General features: G+C 64.7%; 21 protein-coding genes, 1 tRNA gene and 1 pseudogene. 11 read left to right on the top strand and 12 right to left on the bottom strand.

What is annotated here, in order from left to right; all coding sequences use genetic code 11:
• Positions 1-90: 90 nt before the first annotated feature.
• The 4 genes from NG698_RS04990 to NG698_RS05005 form a co-directional block, all read right to left on the bottom strand.
• On the bottom strand, positions 91-726 hold the full coding sequence (locus tag NG698_RS04990; RefSeq protein WP_252608443.1) for a DUF2461 domain-containing protein: 636 nt from the start codon (positions 724-726) through the stop codon (positions 91-93).
• Between the two features lie 173 nt (positions 727-899).
• Positions 900-2,387, bottom strand: coding sequence for a catalase (locus tag NG698_RS04995; RefSeq protein ID WP_252608444.1), 1,488 nt, complete (start codon positions 2,385-2,387; stop codon positions 900-902).
• Between the two features lie 18 nt (positions 2,388-2,405).
• Positions 2,406-2,876, bottom strand: a complete 471-nt coding sequence (locus NG698_RS05000; RefSeq protein ID WP_252598495.1) for a Fur family transcriptional regulator — start codon at positions 2,874-2,876, stop codon at positions 2,406-2,408.
• A gap of 30 nt (positions 2,877-2,906) precedes the next feature.
• Positions 2,907-3,671: a hypothetical protein gene (locus NG698_RS05005; RefSeq protein ID WP_252608446.1), complete on the bottom strand. Its 765-nt coding sequence runs from the start codon at positions 3,669-3,671 to the stop codon at positions 2,907-2,909.
• 78 nt (positions 3,672-3,749) lie between these two features.
• Between NG698_RS05005 and NG698_RS05010 the strand changes: the two genes are divergently transcribed.
• Both NG698_RS05010 and htpX read left to right on the top strand, forming a co-directional pair.
• Positions 3,750-5,021, top strand: a complete 1,272-nt coding sequence (locus tag NG698_RS05010; RefSeq protein WP_252608448.1) for an MFS transporter — start codon at positions 3,750-3,752, stop codon at positions 5,019-5,021.
• 76 nt (positions 5,022-5,097) lie between these two features.
• Positions 5,098-5,964, top strand: coding sequence for a zinc metalloprotease HtpX (gene htpX, locus NG698_RS05015; protein ID WP_104061934.1), 867 nt, complete (start codon positions 5,098-5,100; stop codon positions 5,962-5,964).
• A 141-nt stretch (positions 5,965-6,105) separates the two neighbouring features.
• Here htpX and NG698_RS05020 read toward each other — a convergent pair whose 3' ends face one another.
• On the bottom strand, positions 6,106-6,597 hold the full coding sequence (locus tag NG698_RS05020; protein ID WP_104061835.1) for a YajQ family cyclic di-GMP-binding protein: 492 nt from the start codon (positions 6,595-6,597) through the stop codon (positions 6,106-6,108).
• A 190-nt stretch (positions 6,598-6,787) separates the two neighbouring features.
• On the opposite strand from NG698_RS05020, the gene NG698_RS05025 reads away from it, so the two are divergent.
• Positions 6,788-7,042, top strand: a complete 255-nt coding sequence (locus NG698_RS05025) for a hypothetical protein (protein ID WP_252598493.1) — start codon at positions 6,788-6,790, stop codon at positions 7,040-7,042.
• A gap of 182 nt (positions 7,043-7,224) precedes the next feature.
• A tRNA-Tyr gene (locus NG698_RS05030) sits at positions 7,225-7,306 on the top strand.
• A gap of 65 nt (positions 7,307-7,371) precedes the next feature.
• On the opposite strand, the pseudogene NG698_RS05035 reads toward NG698_RS05030, so the two are convergent.
• Positions 7,372-7,938 (bottom strand): annotated as a pseudogene (locus tag NG698_RS05035) (site-specific integrase).
• A gap of 39 nt (positions 7,939-7,977) precedes the next feature.
• Between NG698_RS05035 and NG698_RS05040 the strand changes: the two are divergent.
• The gene (locus tag NG698_RS05040) at positions 7,978-8,367 is read left to right on the top strand and encodes a hypothetical protein (protein ID WP_252598492.1); all 390 of its coding nucleotides are present in this window, start codon (positions 7,978-7,980) and stop codon (positions 8,365-8,367) included.
• A gap of 160 nt (positions 8,368-8,527) precedes the next feature.
• Here the strand turns inward: NG698_RS05040 and NG698_RS05045 are convergent, their stop codons facing one another.
• Positions 8,528-10,681, bottom strand: a complete 2,154-nt coding sequence (locus NG698_RS05045; RefSeq protein ID WP_252608450.1) for an acyltransferase family protein — start codon at positions 10,679-10,681, stop codon at positions 8,528-8,530.
• A 101-nt stretch (positions 10,682-10,782) separates the two neighbouring features.
• Here NG698_RS05045 and NG698_RS21630 point away from each other — a divergent pair, with 101 nt between their 5' ends.
• The 3 genes from NG698_RS21630 to NG698_RS05055 all read left to right on the top strand — a co-directional run bounded on the left by NG698_RS21630 (position 10,783) and on the right by NG698_RS05055 (position 12,628).
• Entirely contained in the window at positions 10,783-10,917 is a 135-nt protein-coding gene (locus NG698_RS21630; protein WP_256470806.1) for a hypothetical protein, read from the top strand.
• A gap of 427 nt (positions 10,918-11,344) precedes the next feature.
• Complete coding sequence (locus tag NG698_RS05050; RefSeq protein WP_252598490.1) at positions 11,345-12,016, top strand: hypothetical protein; 672 nt, start codon at positions 11,345-11,347, stop codon at positions 12,014-12,016.
• A 180-nt stretch (positions 12,017-12,196) separates the two neighbouring features.
• Positions 12,197-12,628 carry a CBS domain-containing protein gene (locus NG698_RS05055; protein WP_252598489.1) on the top strand — a complete coding sequence of 144 codons (432 nt, stop codon included), beginning with the start codon at positions 12,197-12,199 and terminating at the stop codon, positions 12,626-12,628.
• Positions 12,629-12,734: 106 nt separating this feature from the next.
• Here NG698_RS05055 and NG698_RS05060 read toward each other — a convergent pair whose 3' ends face one another.
• Complete coding sequence (locus tag NG698_RS05060) at positions 12,735-13,718, bottom strand: LysM peptidoglycan-binding domain-containing protein (RefSeq protein WP_252608452.1); 984 nt, start codon at positions 13,716-13,718, stop codon at positions 12,735-12,737.
• 374 nt (positions 13,719-14,092) lie between these two features.
• The gene (locus NG698_RS05065; RefSeq protein ID WP_252608454.1) at positions 14,093-14,827 is read right to left on the bottom strand and encodes a potassium channel family protein; all 735 of its coding nucleotides are present in this window, start codon (positions 14,825-14,827) and stop codon (positions 14,093-14,095) included.
• 70 nt (positions 14,828-14,897) lie between these two features.
• Here NG698_RS05065 and NG698_RS05070 point away from each other — a divergent pair, with 70 nt between their 5' ends.
• Positions 14,898-15,467, top strand: a complete 570-nt coding sequence (locus NG698_RS05070; protein WP_252608647.1) for an acyl-CoA thioesterase — start codon at positions 14,898-14,900, stop codon at positions 15,465-15,467.
• Between the two features lie 815 nt (positions 15,468-16,282).
• Here NG698_RS05070 and NG698_RS05080 read toward each other — a convergent pair.
• Positions 16,283-17,236 (bottom strand): ABC transporter ATP-binding protein, encoded by a 954-nt coding sequence (locus NG698_RS05080; protein WP_252608456.1) that lies wholly within the window; start codon positions 17,234-17,236, stop codon positions 16,283-16,285.
• Between the two features lie 161 nt (positions 17,237-17,397).
• Here NG698_RS05080 and NG698_RS05085 point away from each other — a divergent pair, with 161 nt between their 5' ends.
• Positions 17,398-17,844: a thioredoxin family protein gene (locus tag NG698_RS05085; RefSeq protein ID WP_252608458.1), complete on the top strand. Its 447-nt coding sequence runs from the start codon at positions 17,398-17,400 to the stop codon at positions 17,842-17,844.
• 98 nt (positions 17,845-17,942) lie between these two features.
• Here the strand turns inward: NG698_RS05085 and NG698_RS05090 are convergent, their stop codons facing one another.
• Positions 17,943-18,221 carry a putative quinol monooxygenase gene (locus NG698_RS05090; RefSeq protein WP_252598482.1) on the bottom strand — a complete coding sequence of 93 codons (279 nt, stop codon included), beginning with the start codon at positions 18,219-18,221 and terminating at the stop codon, positions 17,943-17,945.
• 104 nt (positions 18,222-18,325) lie between these two features.
• On the opposite strand from NG698_RS05090, the gene NG698_RS05095 reads away from it, so the two are divergent.
• Positions 18,326-20,002, top strand: coding sequence for an AMP-binding protein (locus NG698_RS05095; RefSeq protein ID WP_252608460.1), 1,677 nt, complete (start codon positions 18,326-18,328; stop codon positions 20,000-20,002).
• Between the two features lie 35 nt (positions 20,003-20,037).
• Here the strand turns inward: NG698_RS05095 and NG698_RS05100 are convergent, their stop codons facing one another.
• Positions 20,038-20,460 carry an ester cyclase gene (locus NG698_RS05100; protein ID WP_252608462.1) on the bottom strand — a complete coding sequence of 141 codons (423 nt, stop codon included), beginning with the start codon at positions 20,458-20,460 and terminating at the stop codon, positions 20,038-20,040.
• Position 20,461 lies beyond the last annotated feature (1 nt).

Here is a 20,461-nt window from a genome sequence, read left to right on the forward strand (position 1 = left end):
CGGCGACGCTTTTGTGGCAGGCTACATCTCGGACTTGCTGGCCGTGCCCCCGTCGTATGGGGAGCTATCCCATCTACAGGAAGTACGGCGTCACGGGGCCGCATGCCGGCCCACCCAGTCCACCAAGGGCCGCAGCTTGTCCCACAGCGCCTCGATTTCCTGCACCGCCGCCGGCGAATCCAGCCACTCCGGCTGGCCCAGTTCGATGCCGGCGGACAGCGACTTGTGCTTCAGCAGCTCCGCCCGGGGATGGTCCTTGTCGAAACCGCGCGGCACGGTCTTGAGTTTTTCGCCCTCCACGGCAAAGCCCGCGGCAGCCACGGTCTCCACGATGTGCCGCAGCGATTCGCCGGTGCCGGACGCATCCACGGAGTTTCGTAAGCGGGCCAGCTGGGCCGGCGTACTGGTGTGGCAGCCGCCGCCCACCAGGAGCCCGTCGGCGCTCACCTGGACGTAATAGCCCACGCCTTCCTGGGACGACGCGAACGCTCCCTGGGCAGTCTTGTAGGGCGATTTGTCCTGGGAGAACCTGATGTCCCGGTTGGGCCGGAAGATCTTGCCCGGCCCAAACCGCGGCTCCAGTTCGGCCAGCAGGGCCGTGACCGGATCCCGCACCAGGGTGTTGTAGCTGTCCTTGTGCTCCAGCCACCACTCCCGGTTGTTGTTGTGCTCAAGTTCGGCATAGAACGCGAATGCCCCTGCAGGGATGCCCTGGAATGTACTCATGCAGTGATCCTAGGGACCACCGGGCAGCCCGGCCATTGCGGCAGGCTCCTATGTGGAAACAAGAGCTGTGTGGAAACAAGAGCTGTGTGGAAACAAGAGCTGTGTGGAAACGAGACCGCCCCGCCACGCAAAACCGTGACGGGGCGGACGTTGCACCACAGGGGGCAGAGAAACTAGCCGATCTTGTTGGCAGCCTCGGCGTCGGAATCAGTGGAGCCCGCACCCAGGTTGGCGCGCAGCTTGGCGCCGAGTTCGGCGTCCACGTTGGTCCAGTACTGGATGGCGCGTTCCTTGATCTCGGCGTTCTTCACGCCGCCCACCGCACCGCTGATGGTGTCCAGCAGACGGGCCTTGGCGCCGTCGTCGAACACCTCGCGGTACAGGGTGCCGGCCTGGCCGAAGTCGCCGTCCTCGGCGTGCAGGGAGTGTGCGGAGAGCGTGAGCTCACCGTCGTTCTCCCAGCCGCCGGCCGGGGAAGCCGGCTCAACGGCAGCCGGGCCGTTGAAGGAGTTCGGCGCGTAAACCGGTACGGACGGGGCGTTGAAATGGTAACGCCCGGCGCCGTCCTGGCTGTAGTTGTTGACCTGGTTCTTCGGCTGGTTCACCGGGATCTGCGCGTGGTTGGTGCCCACGCGGTAGCGGTGTGCGTCGGCGTAGGAGAAGATACGGGCCTGCAGCATCTTGTCCGGGGAGGCGGCGATGCCCGGCACGAAGTTCGACGGCGCGAAGGTGGCCTGCTCGATCTGCGCGAAGTAGTTCTCCGGGTTCTTGTTCAGCTCCATGGTGCCCACGTGGATCAGCGGGTAGTCCGAGTGCGGCCACACCTTGGTGAGGTCGAACGGGTTGAAGCGGTAGCCCTTGGCGTCTTCGTACGGCATGACCTGGACGTGCAGTTCCCAGGACGGGAAGTTGCCCTCGGCGATGTTGTCCTGCAGGTCGCGGATGTAGAAGTCCGCGTCCGAGCCAGCCAGCTCTTCGGCCTGGTCGCCGGAGATGGTCTTGACGCCCTGGTTGGACTTGAAGTGGTACTTGACCCAGAAGCGCTCGCCCTCGGCATTGATCCACTGGTAGGTGTGCGAGCCGTAGCCCTGCATTTCACGCCAGGAGGCCGGCAGGCCGCGGTCGCCCATAAGCCAGGTCACCTGGTGTGCGGATTCCGGGGACAGGGTCCAGAAGTCCCACTGCATGTCCGCATCGCGCAGGTGCGTGCCCGGGAGGCGCTTCTGGGAGTGGATGAAGTCCGGGAACTTGATGCCGTCGCGGATGAAGAAGACGGGGGTGTTGTTGCCCACGAGGTCGTAGTTGCCCTCGGAGGTGTAGAACTTGACGGCGAAACCGCGGGGATCGCGCCAGGTGTCCGGGGAGCCGGCCTCGCCGGCAACCGAGGAGAAACGGATCAGCATCTCGGTCTCAACGCCCGGCTGCAGGAACGCGGCCTTGGTGTACTTGGAGATGTCCGAAGTGGCCTTGAACGTACCGAACGCGCCGCCGCCCTTGGCGTGCACTACGCGCTCCGGCACCCGCTCGCGGTTGAACTGGGCGAGCTTTTCGATCAGGTAGTGGTCCGTGAGGATAATGGCGCCGTCGGCACCGACGGACTGTGCGTGCGCGTCGGAAGTGACGGGCGCACCGGACTGGGTTGTAGAGATGTTCGCAGTCATTTTTCTCCTATTTCTCGATTACTTGGGACGTTCAGAAGGAAGTTTTTGGGACTCTTGGCAGTCCTGGCAGATGCCCTGGTACATCACGTCGGCAATCTGGATGGTCATCGGCTTGGAGTTCTCATCCCAGTGCGGGGTGAGGCAGGGTGCGTGCCCGACGGCGCATTCGACGTCCTCCACGCGGCCGCAGCTGATGCAGATGGCGTGGTGGTGGTTGTCACCGACGCGGGTCTCATACAGGGCCGGGGAATGCGGCGGCTCGAAGCGGCGCAGCATGTGCAGGTCGGTCAGGTCGCCGAGGACCACGTATACCGATTGCGCGGTCAGCTCCGGAAGTTCGGTGCGCGCGGCGGCCAGGATGCTCTCCGCGGGGGAGTGCGGATGATGTTCGACGGCGGTCAGCACGGCGAGCCGCTGTTTGGTCACCCGGCGGCCGTGGGCACGCAGGGCGGCAGCCCATGCATCGTGGCCGCCAAAGTGTTCCGTCATGTTTCTATTGAAGCACTTATTATGAGTCGATCACAATAAGGCTTGGCTTACCTTCGGCAGGTCCAGGAATTCCTGCATGGGGTTGCGGGATTCTCCTCCCGAGCGGCCCATGGCATGGACTTCCAGGCCGCCGGGTCCGGGTTCCGGCACCACGCAGCTCAGCCCGGTCACGCCGGGGCGGGTTGCCAGGCCCTCGACGACGGCGGCCAGCGCCAGCAGGTGGCCGGGTGTCAGGCCGGGACCGCCCGGCGCCGGCGGCAACGCCGGTGCGAGCACCGTGTGGTGCGCGCCGGCCTTGAATTTCGGGGTCCTGGCGGTGAGTTCCGGGAGCGTGCCGTCCGCCGGCGGGACGGGCTCCGCCGGGCGCGCATCAGCCAGCCGGCGCAGGGCGGCGCGGAGGCCGCCGTCGTACTCGCCAAGTTCTTCCGCTGCGGCCGGCACGCGGCGCTGAACGGGCAGGCGCAGCTGTTCGCCGGGCGTGACCGGCTCGGCGTCCCAGCGCCCGAAGACGTGGAACGTGGGCGTGGAGGATTCCGCTTCCGGTTCGCCGATGGCCGCTCCGATGGGGTGCCACTGGTGCGCAAACATAACGGTGCAGCGGCCGGCCCCCAGCACTTCGGCGAGGGCCTGCCGGGCAGTGTTGTGGCAGTGCAGCCAGTCGGTGGCGGAGCGGAGATCGAACGCCATGGCCGGATTCGTGAGCCTGATCAGGAGATGGCCGGCGTTCAGGGCGGTGCGGGGCCGGGCAACCTCCCAGCAAGGCGAGGCAAAAAGCAGCCGCCTGGAAACATGCATATGCCGACTCCTTTCCCCCGCCTGAGGATACCAAGCGTGTGACAGAACAGGACACTGATGCGCTATTAGGGTTGCAGGGTGGGGAAACTGCTGGCCGATATCACACCGCTCCGGGAGAGCCCGGCCTTCCGCCGGCTCTGGCTGGGTTCCGCCGTCTCGGCCGTGGGGAGCCAGCTCACGCTGGTGGCCGTGAGCCTGGAGGTGTACCGGCTCACGCAGGACAGTTTCTATGTGGGACTGCTGGGTGTGTTTGCGCTGGTGCCGCTGGTGTTCGGCGGCCTGCTGGGCGGCTCCATCGCCGACTCCCACAACCGCCGCACGGTGGCGCTCCTGGCAACGTCCGTCCTGTGGCTGACTACCGGCCTGATCGCGCTGCAGTCCTGGCTGCAGCTGGGAAACGTCTGGATTCTCTACCTCCTGGTGGCGCTGCAAAGCGGTGCCCAGGCCATCAACCAGCCGGCCCGCAGTGCCATCATCCCCACGCTCATTCGCAAGGAACTGCTTCCCGCGGCCAACGCGCTCAGCATGATGTCGTTCGGGCTGGCGTTGACGGTGGGACCCCTGCTGGCGGGGGTGCTGGTGGCGTGGGTGGGCTTTGGCTGGACGTACACCATCGACTTCATCAGCTTCGCTTTTGTGCTCTGGGCGGTCTTCAGGCTCCCGTCCATGCCGCCCTCGGGAAGCGCCGGGCGGGCCGGGATCCGGTCTGTCATCGAGGGGTTCCGGTTCCTGGGCACCCGGCCCAACCTGCGGATGACCTTCATCATCGACCTCGTGGCCATGATCCTGGCCCAGCCGCGCGCGCTGATGCCCGCCATCGGTGCGCTCATGATCGGCGGCGGCGAAACCACGGTGGGCATCCTGCTGGCCTCCAGCGCGGTGGGCGCGTTCCTGGCCGGCCTGTTTTCGGGGCCGCTCGGCCAGATCCGGTGGCAGGGGAGTGCCGTGGTGTGGTCAGTGATGGGCTGGGGTGCCTCGATTGCCGGCTTCGGTGTGGTGGTGCTCCTGGCAGGACGGACGGACGACGGCGGGGCCACAGTTTGGCTGGTCCCGGCGGCTTTGTGCTGCGCACTGGCCGGAATCGCAGACTCCATCAGTGCAGTCTTCCGCAACACCATCCTGCAGGCCGCTGCGCCGGACCACCTGCGCGGACGGCTCCAGGGGGTCTTCATTGTGGTGGTGGTCGGTGGGCCGCGCGTGGGTGACCTGCTGGCAGGCGGCGGGACTAAGATTCTCAGTGAGGGCTGGGTCCTGCTTCTGGGCGGGGTTTTGTGCATCGCGGTGGCCTGGCTGGCGGCACAGCTGCAGCCGGGCTTCCGGCAGTACGATGCCCGCGACCCGATGCCATAGGGCCATGCCTTGTTGGGGCAACTTGGCGGGGCAACCTGTTGGGTCAACTTTGTCAGGGCGACGTGGAGGAGTGGACGTGCACAAGCATTACAACGGCCTGAAAACTGCGGCGCTCTTTGGCGTCCTGTGGGCGGTGCTCCTGGGCCTGGGCGGACTGATCGGGATCAATACCCGCAGTTCAGCGCCCATCTGGATCATGGCCCTGATCGGCGTGGCCACCACCGCCTACGGCTACTGGAACAGCGACAAAATTGCCATCCGCTCCATGCAGGCCTACCCCGTCACGGAGGCCCAGGCGCCACAGCTCTACCAGATTGTCCGGGAGCTCTCCGTCCGGGCCAACCAGCCGATGCCCCGCATCTACCTCTCACCCACCATGAACCCGAACGCGTTCGCCACCGGCCGGAATCCCAAAAACGCCGCCGTGTGCTGCACCGAAGGGATCCTGCAGCTGCTGGATACCCGCGAGCTGCGCGGGGTCCTGGGGCACGAGCTGATGCACGTGTACAACCGGGACATCCTCACGTCCTCGGTGGCAGCCGCGGTGGCCGGGGTCATCACATCCGTGGGCCAGATGCTGCTGTTCTTCGGCGGCGACCGGCGCAACTCCAACCCGCTGGCCATGCTGGCGATGGCCCTTTTGGCACCGTTTGCCGCCTCGCTCATCCAGCTGGCCATCTCCCGGACCCGCGAGTACGACGCCGACGAGGACGGTTCGCAGCTCACTGGCGATCCGCTGGCGCTCGCCTCAGCCCTGCGCAAGATTGAGCAGGGGGTGCGGATCGCGCCGCTGCCGCAGGAGCAGAAGCTGGTCAACACCTCGCACCTGATGATCGCCAACCCGTTCCGCGGCGGGGCGATGACTAAGCTGTTCGCCACCCACCCGCCGATGAAGGAGCGGATCGCCCGGCTGGAACGGATTGCCGGCCGGCCGCTGAACTGAGGCTGACTGATCGACCCGGGCGCCGCCGTCGTACTTTCACCCGGGACACGCAAAAACGCCGGCGCTGCCCGTATTCCGGTAGCGCCGGCGTCTTTTGTCAGCGGCAGAATTTTTGCGCCTCGAAAACGAGGGCTTGGTCCGCTAGCTGCGGAAGTTGACGAACTGCAGGTCCGCCTCGTCAAAGTCCTTCAGCAGCGCCATGACGGACTGCAGGTCATCGCGGGACTTGGACGAGACGCGGAGTTCGTCGCCCTGGATCTGGGATTTAACGCCCTTGGGGCCCTCATCGCGGATCAGCTTGTTGATCTTCTTGGCCAGGTCCTGCTCGATGCCTTCCTTGATGGAGGCTTCGAGGCGGAATTCCTTGCCGGAGGGGTAAGGCTCGCCGGTGTCCAGGGACTTCAGGGAGATGCCGCGGCGGATCAGCTTGGACTGGAGGACGTCCAGCACGGCCAGGACGCGTTCCTCCGAGTTCGCCTTCATCAGGATCTTCTCGCCGCTGAATTCGACCTCGGCGCCGACGCCCTTGAAGTCGTAGCGCTGGACCAGTTCCTTCTGGGCCTGGTTCAGCGCGTTGGCCACTTCCTGCTTGTCCACTTTGCTTACGACGTCGAACGTTGACTCGCCTGCCATGATTCTCCTTGTGCCGGTGGTTGCCCTGACATTGGCTCTGCAGGGCGTGGATCTCTGCATTCCAGCCTAATACGGATGCCCCGGCCGTGGCTTGTTCCGCATTCACAGTTCCCTCACAGCGGACGCACTGCGGGAACGAAGCCGGACAGCGCAGAGTTGAACGAGTTGGAAGTAGGTCGAAGGGAAAGCCATGCAACACAACGCCGTCCGTTATGTCACGCGATCCACCGCCGCAGCCGCCGGCGCCGTCGCCACCGCCGCGACCTCAGTTGCCGCAGCAGCGATCGCTGCCTCCATCGTGTTCAGCCCGGTGCCGGACGCCTCGTCCCGCATGGACGGTGTGCACGCGGACTTGCTGCGGGCCGTCCAGCTGAACCAGATCACCGAGGAACAGGCCGTGAAGTTCGAGGCCAAGCTGGCCGGACGGATTCTCGGCGACGCCTAAGTCCCCGGGTTTTCCGCGGAATTGCGGGGCTTCTGGCGGCGTTTTCAGGGGTCTACCGCCTCGATTCGATTCTTCGGCAGAAGTTCTGTAAAGTTGTCTTGCCCGCGGTTACTGGAAGCGGAACGGCCCGGAAACGGACGTTCTGAACACTGCAGCCGGGGGTGATCTTCTTTTTGAAGTTCGGCAGATTACCCGAGCGGCCAAAGGGGGCTGACTGTAAATCAGCTGGCAACGCCTACGGGGGTTCGAATCCCTCATCTGCCACCGCCCCGGATTCTAGGGGAATTTAGACCCGTTCGTATCTCTTCGGAGGTGCGGGCGGGTCTTTTTTACTTCCCGGTGATCACACTTGTGAGCACACCTTGGCTTTTCTTTGACATCGGCAGCAGTGAGGACGCACCTTCCGCGGCGTTGTGGGCGGCGTCTCCCACCATGTGCGCGTACAGGTCGCGGGTGATCTGGCTGTTGCTGTGTCCCATGGTCTTGGACACAATGGCCATGTCCTGCCCCGAGGCCAGCATTAGAGACGCGTGGAGGTGGCGGAGGTCATGGAAGCGCATGTGCGGGAGGCCCAGCTTCTCCACCATCAGCTCGAAGAGTTTGGACGGGTAGCCCGGGCGGAGCTGGCTGCCGTCCTCGTACGTGAACACGCGGCCCGAGTCCTGATAGGCGTCTCCTCATGCCTCGCGTTCCTGCCCCTGCTGGAACTGCCACGTCAGAAGAGCGGCGACGGCCCGGTCTGACAGTGCGACCAGGCGGTCCTGTCCGGCATCCGTTTTGATTGTGCCCTCCACTACTTCCTTGCCTACCTGTACAAGCTGCACACAGACAACCAGGCGGCGGGCGGCAAGGTCTACGTCCTGCCAGCGGAGGCCGCACAGTTCACCGCGGCGCATACCGGAGAGGATGGCCACCTCAAACAGTTCGCCCAGCCGGTGCTCAGTGGCGGCGTCCAGGACGACCGCTCCACCTACTACTGGAAGCACGTCTACGAGCGGAACACCGAAGGACTCTACCTACCCAACGGCGCCTTCGCCTTAGCGGCAACCCTCGCCGGACTGCCGATGGACTGGTCCGCCTACAACCCCACCATCCACGCCCGGGAATCCCGCCACAACCCAATCGGGGCCCTCATGACTAATCCCCGCCGATTCAAGGACACCGCGGCCAGCGTGCCCGAGTTCAGCGCCCTTATGAACGCCCAGGTCCGAGCCACGCTGCCATGCAACGGAGGGGCCGAATGGATGGCCGAAGTCCATCGTCTCCAGCAACGGGCAGCCGAGCTGTGCCGCCCGTGCGCCCTCCTGGTATTGTGCTGCACCTAAGGCCATCACCGCTGGGGAAAGAACCGGTATCTGGGGCCAACATCTGGTCTCTGTTCATCTGGCCCTGGCTTCCTGCCGACGGGTCGAGGGCATGCTGACGCCGCCCTGTTAATAACAAAGCCGAGTCACCGGCGGCGCGCACTACGCTGCTGACGCCGCGTCAGGGAAGCAAGGCGGCCGCCTCAGCAAGAGACCGACGCAACCACAGGGCGTAGTTGGTGGAGATGTGCTGAGCATCCTTATGGGTTGCATATCCCGCGACAGCCGCGGGACAGACATCCTCCGCGCACAACCACGGAACAACGTCCACGTATTCCGCGCCACCGGCCTCGGCGACGCGCTTCTCCATCTCATTGTGTTCGGTGTCCACCGCGTAACTCCGCGGAGTGTGGCAGCGACGGACGTCGTCGGCATTCGATGTGACGCAGTCCTGGGGATCCTTTTCCGAGTACGCGATGTCCCCGATCACGACCACACGATCACTTATCGCGCTCAATGACTTTATGGTCGAGGCGAGACCCTCCTCCCAGGCGGCCTCCGTGTTTTCTTTGTCAGGGCGCCCATCCTTCTCAAGCCAAGTACCCTGGCGCTGACCCGAGATGAGGACGACGCTCGGGTGAAGTGCCTCGATCTTCGCCAGCGAGTCAGCACGGAATGCCTTGCACTCGGGATAATCACCCTTGCGCTTCGCGTTGTAGACCGAAAAGTCGGCTGGCGGACACGAGAACATCGAAAAGACTTCGAAGCGCCGCCCAAGTTCAGTGGCTGTCACGCCGAGCGGACTTTCCCACATCTGAGCGTGCGAGTCGCCATAAACCACCACTGTCTCGCCGCCGCTGGCGTCACCATAACTGCATGTGACTTTACCTGTTGGGGCATCAAGGCCCCTTATACAGGCATGTTGGTTGAAGAGGAATCTCCCAACAGGCGGCTCCGGCGGCCACCCTGCGACGTTTACGCTGTCAGCCACGGCCTTTGCCACTTCGTCAGCCGTCGGTAGGTCACTGCCAGGGGCAACTGCAAAATCGCCTACTTTGTCTGTGGGGGAAGGCTTGGGCAGGATCGACACCAGATTGCTCGTGAGGCCAAGTGATAGCGCCACCAGTGCGGCGCCGAAAGCCACGCTGACTGACGGCCGGCAAGCCTTGAGCCAGTTGGAGTTCCGTACGGGCAATTCCACATACTTGAAGGTAACGACAGACAAGGCCAGCGCCACACCGACAAAGGCAAACTTGGTGGTCATCGCCAGTTCGGTCCCGAGCGATGCCGCGGGGAGGATCAGCACGGGCCAGTGCCACAGGTACAGGGAATAAGAGAGCTTGCCAAGCCATTGCAGAGGTCGACACTGCAGGAGCACTTCGGCTCCTCGCTTCGGTGTGATTGTCCCGCCGATTATCACAAGAACCGTTCCGCCAACCGGAAGAATAGCAGCGGACCCTGGGTACCTGGTGTACTCGTCCAGCGTGAGCGCTGCTGCCGCAATCGCGATGAGTCCAGACACACTCGTAACGGCAGCAAGAAAAACCGGCAGCCGCATGATCGTCGGTGTGAGCACGGCAAGAATTGCGCCAGCCGCAAGTTCCCAAGTCCTCGTCAAGGGAGAGAAGTAGGCCGCACTCGCGTTCTCCGTCGTCGCGTACACCGACCACGTAAGGGAGACTGCAATCGTGACAGCGAGGAGAACCGTCAGTCGCGTGCGTAGCGGAACTCTCCATCCGATCGCAGCGACCGCCATCATTAAGGCTGGCCATAACAGGTAGAACTGCTCTTCGATGGCCAGTGACCAATAGTGCTGTAAGGGGGATGGAGAAAGGTCGCTGGCCCAGTAGTCCGTCCCTTGTGAGGTTTCGCGAAAATTGCTGGCGAAAAGCGCGGCCCATTGCCCGTCTTCGGCGGTTCGAGCAGCACTCGTACCGCCGATCAAAGCGAAGGATGAGACTACTGTGACGGCGAGGACAAGAGTCGCGGCAGGCAGGATTCGCCGAGCCCGTCGTGCATAGAACCACAAGAGGGAGATCCGCCTACCCCGTTCAGCTTCTTTGAGCAGGAGGCCGGTGATGAGGAAGCCGGAGACCACGAAGAAGACGTCGACACCGACGTAGCCTCCTTGCAGCGCCGGCACGCCTACATGGTCCAGCACGACCAGTAGAACTGCGATCGCGCGAAGACCCTCTATGTCCGGACGGAACGTGCGTGGAACGGATGAAGAGCGATCGGCTCCCTTCGTGGCACGCTTACTCGTTAGCAGACGGCGTCGGGGTTTACGCGCGTCAAGGTGGTTTCCATTGAGCAATCCACTGGCCAGATGCATCATGTCGCCCCTTTGGCCCGACGTCTCTTACCGGCTCGTGCGGCCGACAGTAGCGCTCTTTGCGGCCAGAATCAATGCATTTCCCCGAAGATAGGCGTGCGGTCGTGAAGTGGGCAAAAATTCTTGACCTCGCCCGGCAATTTTCTCAGAAATCGGGCGCCTCCAGCTTGATGCTGACCCGACTTGCTCCCTCGATCGGCGTCGAAAGTCCGCTTCAATCCGCGCTGCTGCGGGCGTAAATACCAGTACGCTCACCCGCCCCGTGGACCGGACCCACTGAGTCCCGGTCCCTTATCGTCTGACCTATGGAAATCGTGAGCAAGTCATAAACAGTGTTCGTCGCTTGGCATCGGGAGCAACTCTTATCTCAGCCCTCGCAGCCGTCGGAGTAACCGGGTCGTCGGCGCCACCCGGAGACGCGGTTGCCAAGGGTCAGGAAGCGCAAACGCAGATCTGCGGCGGCAGCATTCAGGGGAACAGCGTTCTTACCGCGGCTCTCGCGGGCGCTGTGCAAGGGAGCAACCTCAGCCCATTGGCTCCTAATTGCAGCTGCGGCAACAAATGTCCCTTAGGGAATCCGCCAGCAAGCTGCGGACCTGGAGAGAAACGCTGCAAGGAAACCGCGTCCTGCAACTTCAATATCTCGTGCGACGGAATCGTCGTTGCGTGCTCAGCGAAGGTGCGAGTCGAGTACCTGAGCGAACGGCGGAAACCGCTGAGTCTGATACCTCGACCGGCCCGTCGTGGCTCCGCTACGACATTGGCATAGAGCCGACCCTGTCGCCAGAGTCAATTGCCATCATCGATGGGGTTATCTCCTACCTGTGCAGCGTCGTGGAGCAAGGAGCACCCAGAGCGGAATGGCGGGTCGGCTACAACCGGATCAAGTCCTACATCTGGCAGAACCACCCAGTGCTCGTGCACGACAACCAGGAGGTTCCACTGGCTGACCTGGTTCCAGGCCTTGCCCGAGGACAAGCCAGCGGGCGGCTCCCCTCAGATGATGACAGGCTGGCTCGCATGGCCGCCGCCGCCATCAAGCAGCTGAACGGTAATGACGAGGAAACAGTCGTTGAGGACGAACCGCTTATCGAGGTCGAGGACCTAGGCGAAGACGCACTCTGCGGGCGGGAGCTTGAGGTGTCTTTGCGGGAGGACATCGCCAACGAGTACTCCCGGGAGGTGGACCGGCTGGTCAGAACCCTCGCGAAGGAGGACGGGATCACCGGCGTCGTCCGCGAAGACCGCGAAGTACTCCTCGTTGCCACACCCAGCTGGGACACTGCGCAGCTTCAAGAATGGCTCACCCGATATATCGAAACCAATATCCGTAACTAGCGGCACTCTTTGGCGCGGGTGCAGGGGAGTTGACCACTCGAGGGGGAGCCTTGGCGGGCAGGCGGGAAACAGGGGAGAAACCGTCGTCGACATCAGCCTTGGCCCCGGCGTAGGCTGGCAACATCGGCGCACGTGCCCCCGATGCCCTGTGTCGATACATCAATCGATGAAGGAGAACCAATGAGCGTTGTACGTGAATTTATGACCACGGATGCACAGTGTATTAAGGAGCATCAGTCCCTCGCAGATGCCGCCCGGATGATGATGGATCTGGACTGCGGATCGCTGCCGATCTGCGGCGATGACGGCAAGTTGAAGGGCATGATCACCGACCGCGACATCGTGCTCAAGTGCGTTGCTGCCGGCCGCGATCCACGCGAGATGCTGGCCCGCGACCTCGCCACAGGCAGCCCTCACTGGGTTGACGCCGATGCCAATGTTGATGCCGCCATCGACATCATGGAAAGGCACCAAATCCGGCGGCTCCCGGTCATCGCCGACCATAAGTTGGTCGGCATCATCAGCCAGGGCGACATCGCGCGCAACTACAGCGAGGAGCGCGTGGGCGAACTGGTGGAGCACATTTCGGAACGCCACCCGATGTCTGCGTAGTCAGACAAATTCCCGCATGGCCTTGTTCGCGGCTCCTTGCCTTAAGGTTCGGAACCGCGAACAAGCTACGGAAATGCTGGACCGCGAACTGGGCTGGGACCGGAGCCTAGTTGAGCGCGATCAGGAGCATCTGGTTGGTCCCGGGGATGCAGGTCTGCAGGATGGCCCGGGGGAACCCGCCGAATACCGCGATGACATCGTTGGTGGTTCCCGGGTTGGGGACCTGGCCCCTGGCTGTCGCCGTGTACGTCCCGTAGCCCGGAATGCTGACGGTCTCGCCCACGCCGATGCCGGAGAAGCGCGCCCACCCGCCGCAGAAGTCGTGCTCCGTGATGAACAGCGAGTAGCCGTCGTTGGGAGTGTAGTGGATCGGCCCGATGCACGTGTCCACCATGGCCTGTCCGCCAGCGCCCGCGACATAGATGGTGCGGACAGCGGGCGCGGCCTGGACCGGCGCCGGGGCGGGGACGTAGGCCGGTGAAGCAGCAACAGCCGCTGCCGGGGTAGGAGCGGAAACCTCGACGGCGGGACCCGTCAGCTTCAGCGTCTGGCCCGGGACGATGATGCTGTAAAGGCCCAGCCCGTTGGCGGCCAGCATCGCGTTCATGTCAACGCCGTACCGGCCGGCGATCCCACCCACGGTATCGCCGGGGACAACCGTGTAGAGGTGGGGGTCCCCGGCGGGTGCCGGAGCAGGTTCGGGCGCTGCTGGTGGGGGAGCCGCAGCAGGCTCCGCAGGCACCGCAGCTTCCGCGACCTCCGGCTGCGCAGTGCCAGCTCCCGCACTGCCAAACTCAACGGACCCAACATAGGGCGCATCCAACGGCACCGCGGCCAAAGGCCGGGCAACGCGCACAACTGGCGCCGCCGCCGTCGTTATGGCCTCCGGTGGCGCGGATATCTCTGCCGTGGGGACGGGGCCGGCCAGGGCGCCGACTCCGAAGGCGGAAATCACGGCGGCTGTGGCCATGCCTGCCCACAGCTTGTTGCTGATCGGCCGGCGCCCCGGTGTCAGGAGATCGGCCCGCGGGACGTCGGTTTCGAAATTTCGGCGGGGTGGTTCGGGAATAGGTGCGGTCAACTGGAACATGGGTGGCCCATCGCAGGTCGGCCCGGCAACAGGGCGGCAGTGGTGCCGCGAGTTCCACATGCAGGACGGATCGGGGAGTGATGCGCTGCGCGGTGCCGGTCTATGACGGAACCGCGCACGGAAAGCGCGCATGATGGGAGCGCCCGCATACCCAGAAGATACGGATGCCCCGCTATGAAGCGGCATCATCCACCCCAGCTCGGAGGATGCGCCGGCAACTTTGTTTGGCCCTAGGAATTTCGAGTCTAGGAAGCTGCGCCAGGCACTGCACGAGTAGGCGTTACCTGAATTTTTCCGCCGAATACTTGGCCCCGCGGCGGCGACTACTCGGTGTCCAGCCGCCCGCCCCGCTGGACATTTCTACCGGGACATTCCTACAACGTGGGGCGGTCCTTGAGCTCGGCCACTTCGCGCCGCAGCGCAGCGATCTCCGTGGCCAGGCCGGCGAGCTCCGCCCGCAAGGGTTCCTCCACGGACTCCGCGGCAGCTTCCGTGGACTCCTCTACACGCTGGACAAGCCAGGAGGCGATGGACGCGGTGACCACACCCAGCACGGCAATGCCGCTCATCATCAGCGCCGAGGCCACCAGCCGGCCGATCGGCGTCACGGGGTACATGTCGCCGTAACCCACCGTGGAGATGGTGGTGATGGCCCACCAGAGGGCGTCGCCGAACGTCAGGATCTTGGCGTCCGGGGCCGACTGTTCAACGTCGAGTACCGCCAGCGCGCCCACAAATACCAGGAGCGCCGCCGATCCCGCCACGTACGTGACCACCCGGCCCCTGAGGGTCTCGCCGATGGTCCTGTGCAGCACTGAAAGCAGCGTGACCAGCCGGAGCAGGCGCAGCGGCCGGAAGAACGGAAGGGCCGCGATCAGGAGTTCGTGCAGGTTCCAGAGGAACCAGCGGCGGCGGTCCGTGGCCAGCCACAGGTTGGCGGCGTAATCGACTGCGAAAATACCCCACGTCAGCCACATCACCGTCTCAAGCCATTCCGCGCCGCTGCCGTCGACGCGGCCAATCACCTGCCATGCATACGCTGCCAGGAAAACCAGTGCCGTCCCCATCAGCGGCCACTCGGCGAGGTCCCGGTAGCGTTGTTGCGTCATGCGCCACATCCTACGTGGCGGGCCGGACCTAGGGACTTGCCAGCAAGTTACTGATGGGTAACATTGGAGGATGCACCTGCTTCTGCGAACCCTCCTGATGCTGTTCACGTCCGCCCGCCGCTCCGCACTGACAATCTGGGAGCCGTCGTCCCTGCCGCTGCGCGTCCTGCCCACCGACATCGACATCGCCATGCACGTCAACAACGGCATGTACTTTTCCCTCATGGACCTGGGCCGCTTCGACCTGATGGTCCGCAGCGGCGTATGGAAGACAATGCGCCGGCGCGGCTGGAGCCCTGTGGCGGCGGGGGAGACCATCGCCTTCCGGAAGTCGCTGCAGCTGTGGCAGCAGTACACCATCGAAACAAAGATCATCGGCCTGGACGCCAAGGCCATCTACTTTGAGCAGCGCATGGTGTCCGACGGACAGATTTACGCGCGTGCCTACATCGCCACCCGCCTGGTCAACAAGGGCAGGCCTGTCAGCCAGGAGGAGATCCTGCGCGAGTTCGGCCAGCCCCCGGCGGACCTGGTGCTGCCCGAGTGGATCCATGAATGGCGGGAGACCAACGCCCTGCCCGGCAGCCGGACGCAAGCTCCCCACGTTTGGGACCGCCTCACCCCGGAAACCAGGGCCTGAGCGCCGGCGCGGCCGGACAGCTACGTGCCGACGTCGCGCCTGCACAGCGAACGCGGCCAAGGCCACCAGGGCTGCCGAAATTCCCCAGAGCCACCCGGCCGCGGCCCAGTCCGCACCGTTGGCCACTGGGGAATTCCCATAAGCCCAGTGGTAGGGACTCAGATTGAGCAGCCACTCCACGTCCTCGCTCTGCCGGCCGACTGCGTTGAAGACGTAGCCAAGAACGCCGACGGCGGCGCCCGCGGCCAGTACGTACGTCCGCCTGCCGGACATGGCCCCGGCGCAGAGCGCGGCAGTTCCGCTCAGCTGTGCCAGCGTGGCAAACAGCACTGACGCGCCGAAGAGGTTCTCGGGCCGGATGGCCAGCTGGGCCGAATCATTGAGCAGCCGGACCAGAACAAAGACCAGGGCCGCGAGCAGCACCACGCGCAGGAACAGGGAAAGCGCGCGCTCCAGCACCACCTGGACGCGGGTCACCCCGTGGGCGAGGGTCAGCTCCAGCTGGCCGGATTCCTCATCCCCGCCCACCGCGGCCGCACCCCACCCTACGGAGGCGATGGTCATCAGCAGGAACCCGAGGAGTCCGTACAGCGTGGCCTGGGTGTAGCCAGGGCCGGTGGCGATCTGGTCGTAGTTCAGCTCCTTGGTCATCTCGGCCGGGAGGGCATCGATCATGTCCTGCATCTGCGCGCTCCCGCCGATGGACGGGTACAGCGGTAGGTAGAGGAACGTGGCGGCGGCCAGCCCGGCGGCCCACCCGAGGGTGGAGCGCCAGGAGTCAAAGAAAGCTCTCCGGAACAGCGGCAGCGTGGTGCTCATCGCGCGGCCTCCGCAGCTCCGGATACGGCAGGGACCGTGTCTTCGGGACTTGAATACATCTTCAGCACAGCCTCCTCAAGATCCGGTTCCTCCAGCACCAGATCCGTCAGTTCCAGGGTGCCCAGGGCCCTGACCAGCGGCTGGATGGCACCCTCCACGGTGGCCGAAAGGGTGATGCTGCCGCCGGACTCCAGCACCTCAACGTGCCCGACGCCGGGCACCGCACCCAGCAGCGCGCCGGCGTCGTGCGCTGTAATTCCGTTCGCGGTGAACCGGACCCGGCGCACCGCACCTTCCCGAAGCCCGCTCACGGACTCGACGGCGATGATCCGTCCGTCCCGGAGGATCGCCACGGTGTCAGCGGTCTGCTGGACCTCGCTGAGGACGTGGGAGCTGAGGAAGATGGTCTGGCCGCGGTGCTGCGCCTCGCGGACCATCGCATGGAATTCCTGCTGGACCAGCGGATCCAGCCCGCTGGTTGGCTCGTCAAGGACCCGGAGCTCGGGATCGTGCATAAACGCCTGGACCAGGCCGAGCTTCTGCTTGTTGCCCTTGGACAGTTTGCGCGTGTGGCGGTCCAGGTCCAGCCCCAACCGTTCGGCAAGGCCATCGATCCTGCCCGGAGCCACCGGACCGCTGACGGCCTGGTAGTGGGCCAGAAGTGTCCGGCCCGTGACCCGGCCCTCGAGGAACAGCTCGCCGAGAAGGTAACCGATCCGCCGGCGGAGCTCCGGGCCGCCCGCACGGGGGTCCTTGCCCAGGACGCGGACCTCCCCGGACGTGGGGCGGATGATGTCCAGCAGGCAGCGCATGGTGGTGGTCTTGCCCGCGCCGTTCGGGCCGATCACGCCGAACACGGAGCCCGCTTCGACGCTGAAATCCACCCCGTGGAGCACCTCGCGCCGGACGAACTTTTTGGTGAGGGACCGGGTGGAGATAGCCTGGGCCATGAACCCTCCTGTGTGCGGCAGTCAGCGGCTGATGACCCCAAGGGTAGGCCTCGCAATTCCCGGTGTACACGGCCCCGCGCCGGGTATTCCCGATGACGCGGGGAGCGAACAGGGCGCACCCGGCCGGGACATCGGCCTGCGCCTCGCGTACCGTTGAAGGCATGGCTACCGTAGATATCACAGGTGAACAGTTCGCATCGACCATCGAAGGCAACGACATTGTCCTGGTGGACTTCTGGGCTGAATGGTGCGGTCCCTGCAAGCAGTTCGGGCCAACGTACAGCGCCATGTCGGAGAAGCATTCCGACGTCCTGTTCACGAAGGTGGACACCGAAGCCCAGCAGCAGCTCGCCGCGGAGGCCGGCATCACGTCCATCCCCACCCTGATGGCGTTCCGCGAAAAAGTACTCGTCTTCTCCCAGCCGGGTGCCCTGAACGCCCAGCAGCTGGAGCAGGTTGTTGACGCGGTCAAGGCCCTGGACATGGAGGAAGTCCACGCCCATGTGGCGCGCTCGCAGGCAGAAGCCTCAGCCGCCGCGGGCAGCAGCCCGGCCACCGCCGGAAAGACGTCGGGCCCGCAGGACGGCTCGCAGATCCCCGAGGCGTAAGCGCCCCTGGTTCCTCTTAACACCATCGACTGCTCCGTAAGGGCCCTTTTGAACGTTCAAAGCGGCACTTACGGAGCAGTCGATGGTTAAAGCGAGGGTTACAGGCGTTCCAGCTGCACGGGCTCGGCCAGCAGCGCGCTCAGGGATTCGTTCAGGTCCTGGACGGCGGTGCCCTTGGAGTGCTTCGCCAGCAGTTCCTCGGATTCCCACTGTTCCGTGAGGACCAGCTTCTCTTCGGTGGCTTCGGTCAGCTCGTAGCGGATGCAGCCGGGTTCGTTCACCACCTCGTCGATGGCGATTTCCAGGGCGAGCTTCACACGGAAGAACTCGCCGTCGTTGGGGATGAACGTTGCCTGCAGGTCGATGGGTGCACTCATGGATTTCACAATACCGGGACTCGGGATACACGCCCGCCCTGTTTACGCGCGGACACCCTCCTGTTGCGCTTCTCTTGCCCGGCTCCTGTTGGTAGCGTGCCACCATGCGCGCTTACACAGCCGGGGACACTGACGTCCCGCTCCTCGTGGAAACCATCGGCCAGAACTTTGAACGGGTGGTGGCCCGGTTCCCCTTCCACGACGCGCTGATCGAGGCCGCGCCGGTCCCGGGCGCTGATGCCCGCCGCTGGAGCTACACGAAAATGAACGACGACGTCGATCGCCTCACGCGTGCACTGCTCGCCTCGGGGGTGGCCAAGGGGGACCGGGTGGGCATCTGGAGCCCGAACTGCGCCGAGTGGACGCTGCTGCAGTACGCCACGGCCAAAGCCGGAGCCATCCTGGTCAACGTGAACCCGGCCTACCGGAGCCACGAGCTGGAGTTTGTGGTGAAGCAGAACGGCATGCGGATGCTGGTGGCGGCGCCGTCGGACCGGAACAGCGACTATGTGGGAATGGCGCGCCAGGCGCTCGCCGGCTGCCCGGACCTGCAGGAACTGGTGTTCCTGCCGGATTACGACATGGACGGGCTCGACGCCGGGGATCCCCAAAGTGACGGGGAGCTGACGTACGCCGAGCTGCTCAAGCGGGCTGACGCCGTCGGCCATTCCTCCCTGTTGGCCCGGATGGCGGAGCTGGACCCGCACGATCCCATCAACCTGCAGTACACGTCCGGGACCACGGGCTTCCCCAAGGGCGCCACGCTGACGCACCACAACATCCTGAACAACGGCTACTCCATCGGTGAGCTGCTGGGCTACACCGAGCATGACCGGGTGGTGATTCCGGTGCCGTTCTACCACTGCTTCGGGATGGTGATCGGCAACCTGGCAGCCCTCAGCCACGGTGCGGCCACCATCATCCCCGGGCGCGGCTTCACGCCGGCGGCCGCGCTGGAGGCGGTCCAGGACTTCGGCGGGACATCGCTGTACGGCGTGCCCACCATGTTCATCGCGGAGCTGGCGCTGCCGGACTTTTCCTCCTACGACCTGGCAACGCTCCGCACCGGCGTCATGGCGGGATCGGTGTGCCCCATCGATGTGATGAACCGGGTGATCTCGGAGATGCACATGGTGGATGTGGCCATCTGCTACGGCATGACGGAGACCTCCCCGGTGTCCACCATGACCCGGAACGGTGACACGCTTCAGCAGCGCACCGAGACCGTGGGCCGCACCATGCCGCGGCTGGAAAACCAGATCGTAGACCCTGGCACCGGCGAGGTGCTGGAGCGCGGCGAGATAGGCGAGCTGTGCACCCGGGGCTACGCCGTCATGGCCGGGTACTGGGACCAGCCGGAAAAGACCGCGGAGGCCATCGACGCCGACCGCTGGATGCACACCGGCGACCTCGCCCGCATGGACGACGACGGCTACGTGGTGATCGAAGGCCGGATCAAGGACCTGGTGATCCGCGGCGGCGAAAACATCTACCCGCGTGAGATCGAGGAATTCCTGTACAGCCATCCGGCCATCCAGGATGTGCAGGTGATCGGGGTGCCTGATGCCAAGTACGGCGAGGAGCTCATGGCGTGCGTCATCCTCAAGCCCGGCGCGGAACCGCTGGACGCTGCTTCGCTTGCGGACTTCTGCCGCGGGAAGCTGGCCCACTACAAGATCCCGCGCTACGTGGACGTCCGCGAAAGCTTCCCGATGACCGTCTCCGGGAAGATCCGCAAGGTGGAGATGCGCGAGGAAGCCGTGGCCCGCCTGGGGCTCTGACGGGCCAGCAGTCTCTTCGAGGCGAGGTTATGGGCTCAGGTTGTCGGGGTCACCCCAAGCTGCGCCATGATGCCGGCTACATCGTAGTAGCGGCGTTCCTCCGTGACTTCCCCTTCAGCATTGAACTTCGAGAAGACAGCCGCGTTATTGATGAAGGATTTTCCGGTGGCGGCAATCTCGCCGCCGGGCGATGCCAACGGTCCCTGATGCGTCCCGCGCAGGGTGTACTCGGCTGCGAACGTCTCGGCGTCCTGGAACAGGGGCCCCACGGTGAGACTGACGTCCGGGAAGGCCCGCAGGAGTTCCACCATGTCCTGCTCAACGGCGTCCCGCCCCTTCAACGGCTGCGGGTAGAGCGGGTCGTGGACAACCGCGTCCGCGGCATAGGTTGCGGCGAAGGCCTTCGCATCATGAGAGTTCATGGCGTCTACTGACTTGGCAATTGCGTCTGCACTCATC

The sequence above is a fragment of the Pseudarthrobacter raffinosi genome (assembly GCF_023913735.1).
In the GTDB taxonomy this organism is placed as follows: Bacteria; Actinomycetota; Actinomycetes; order Actinomycetales; family Micrococcaceae; genus Arthrobacter; species Arthrobacter raffinosi.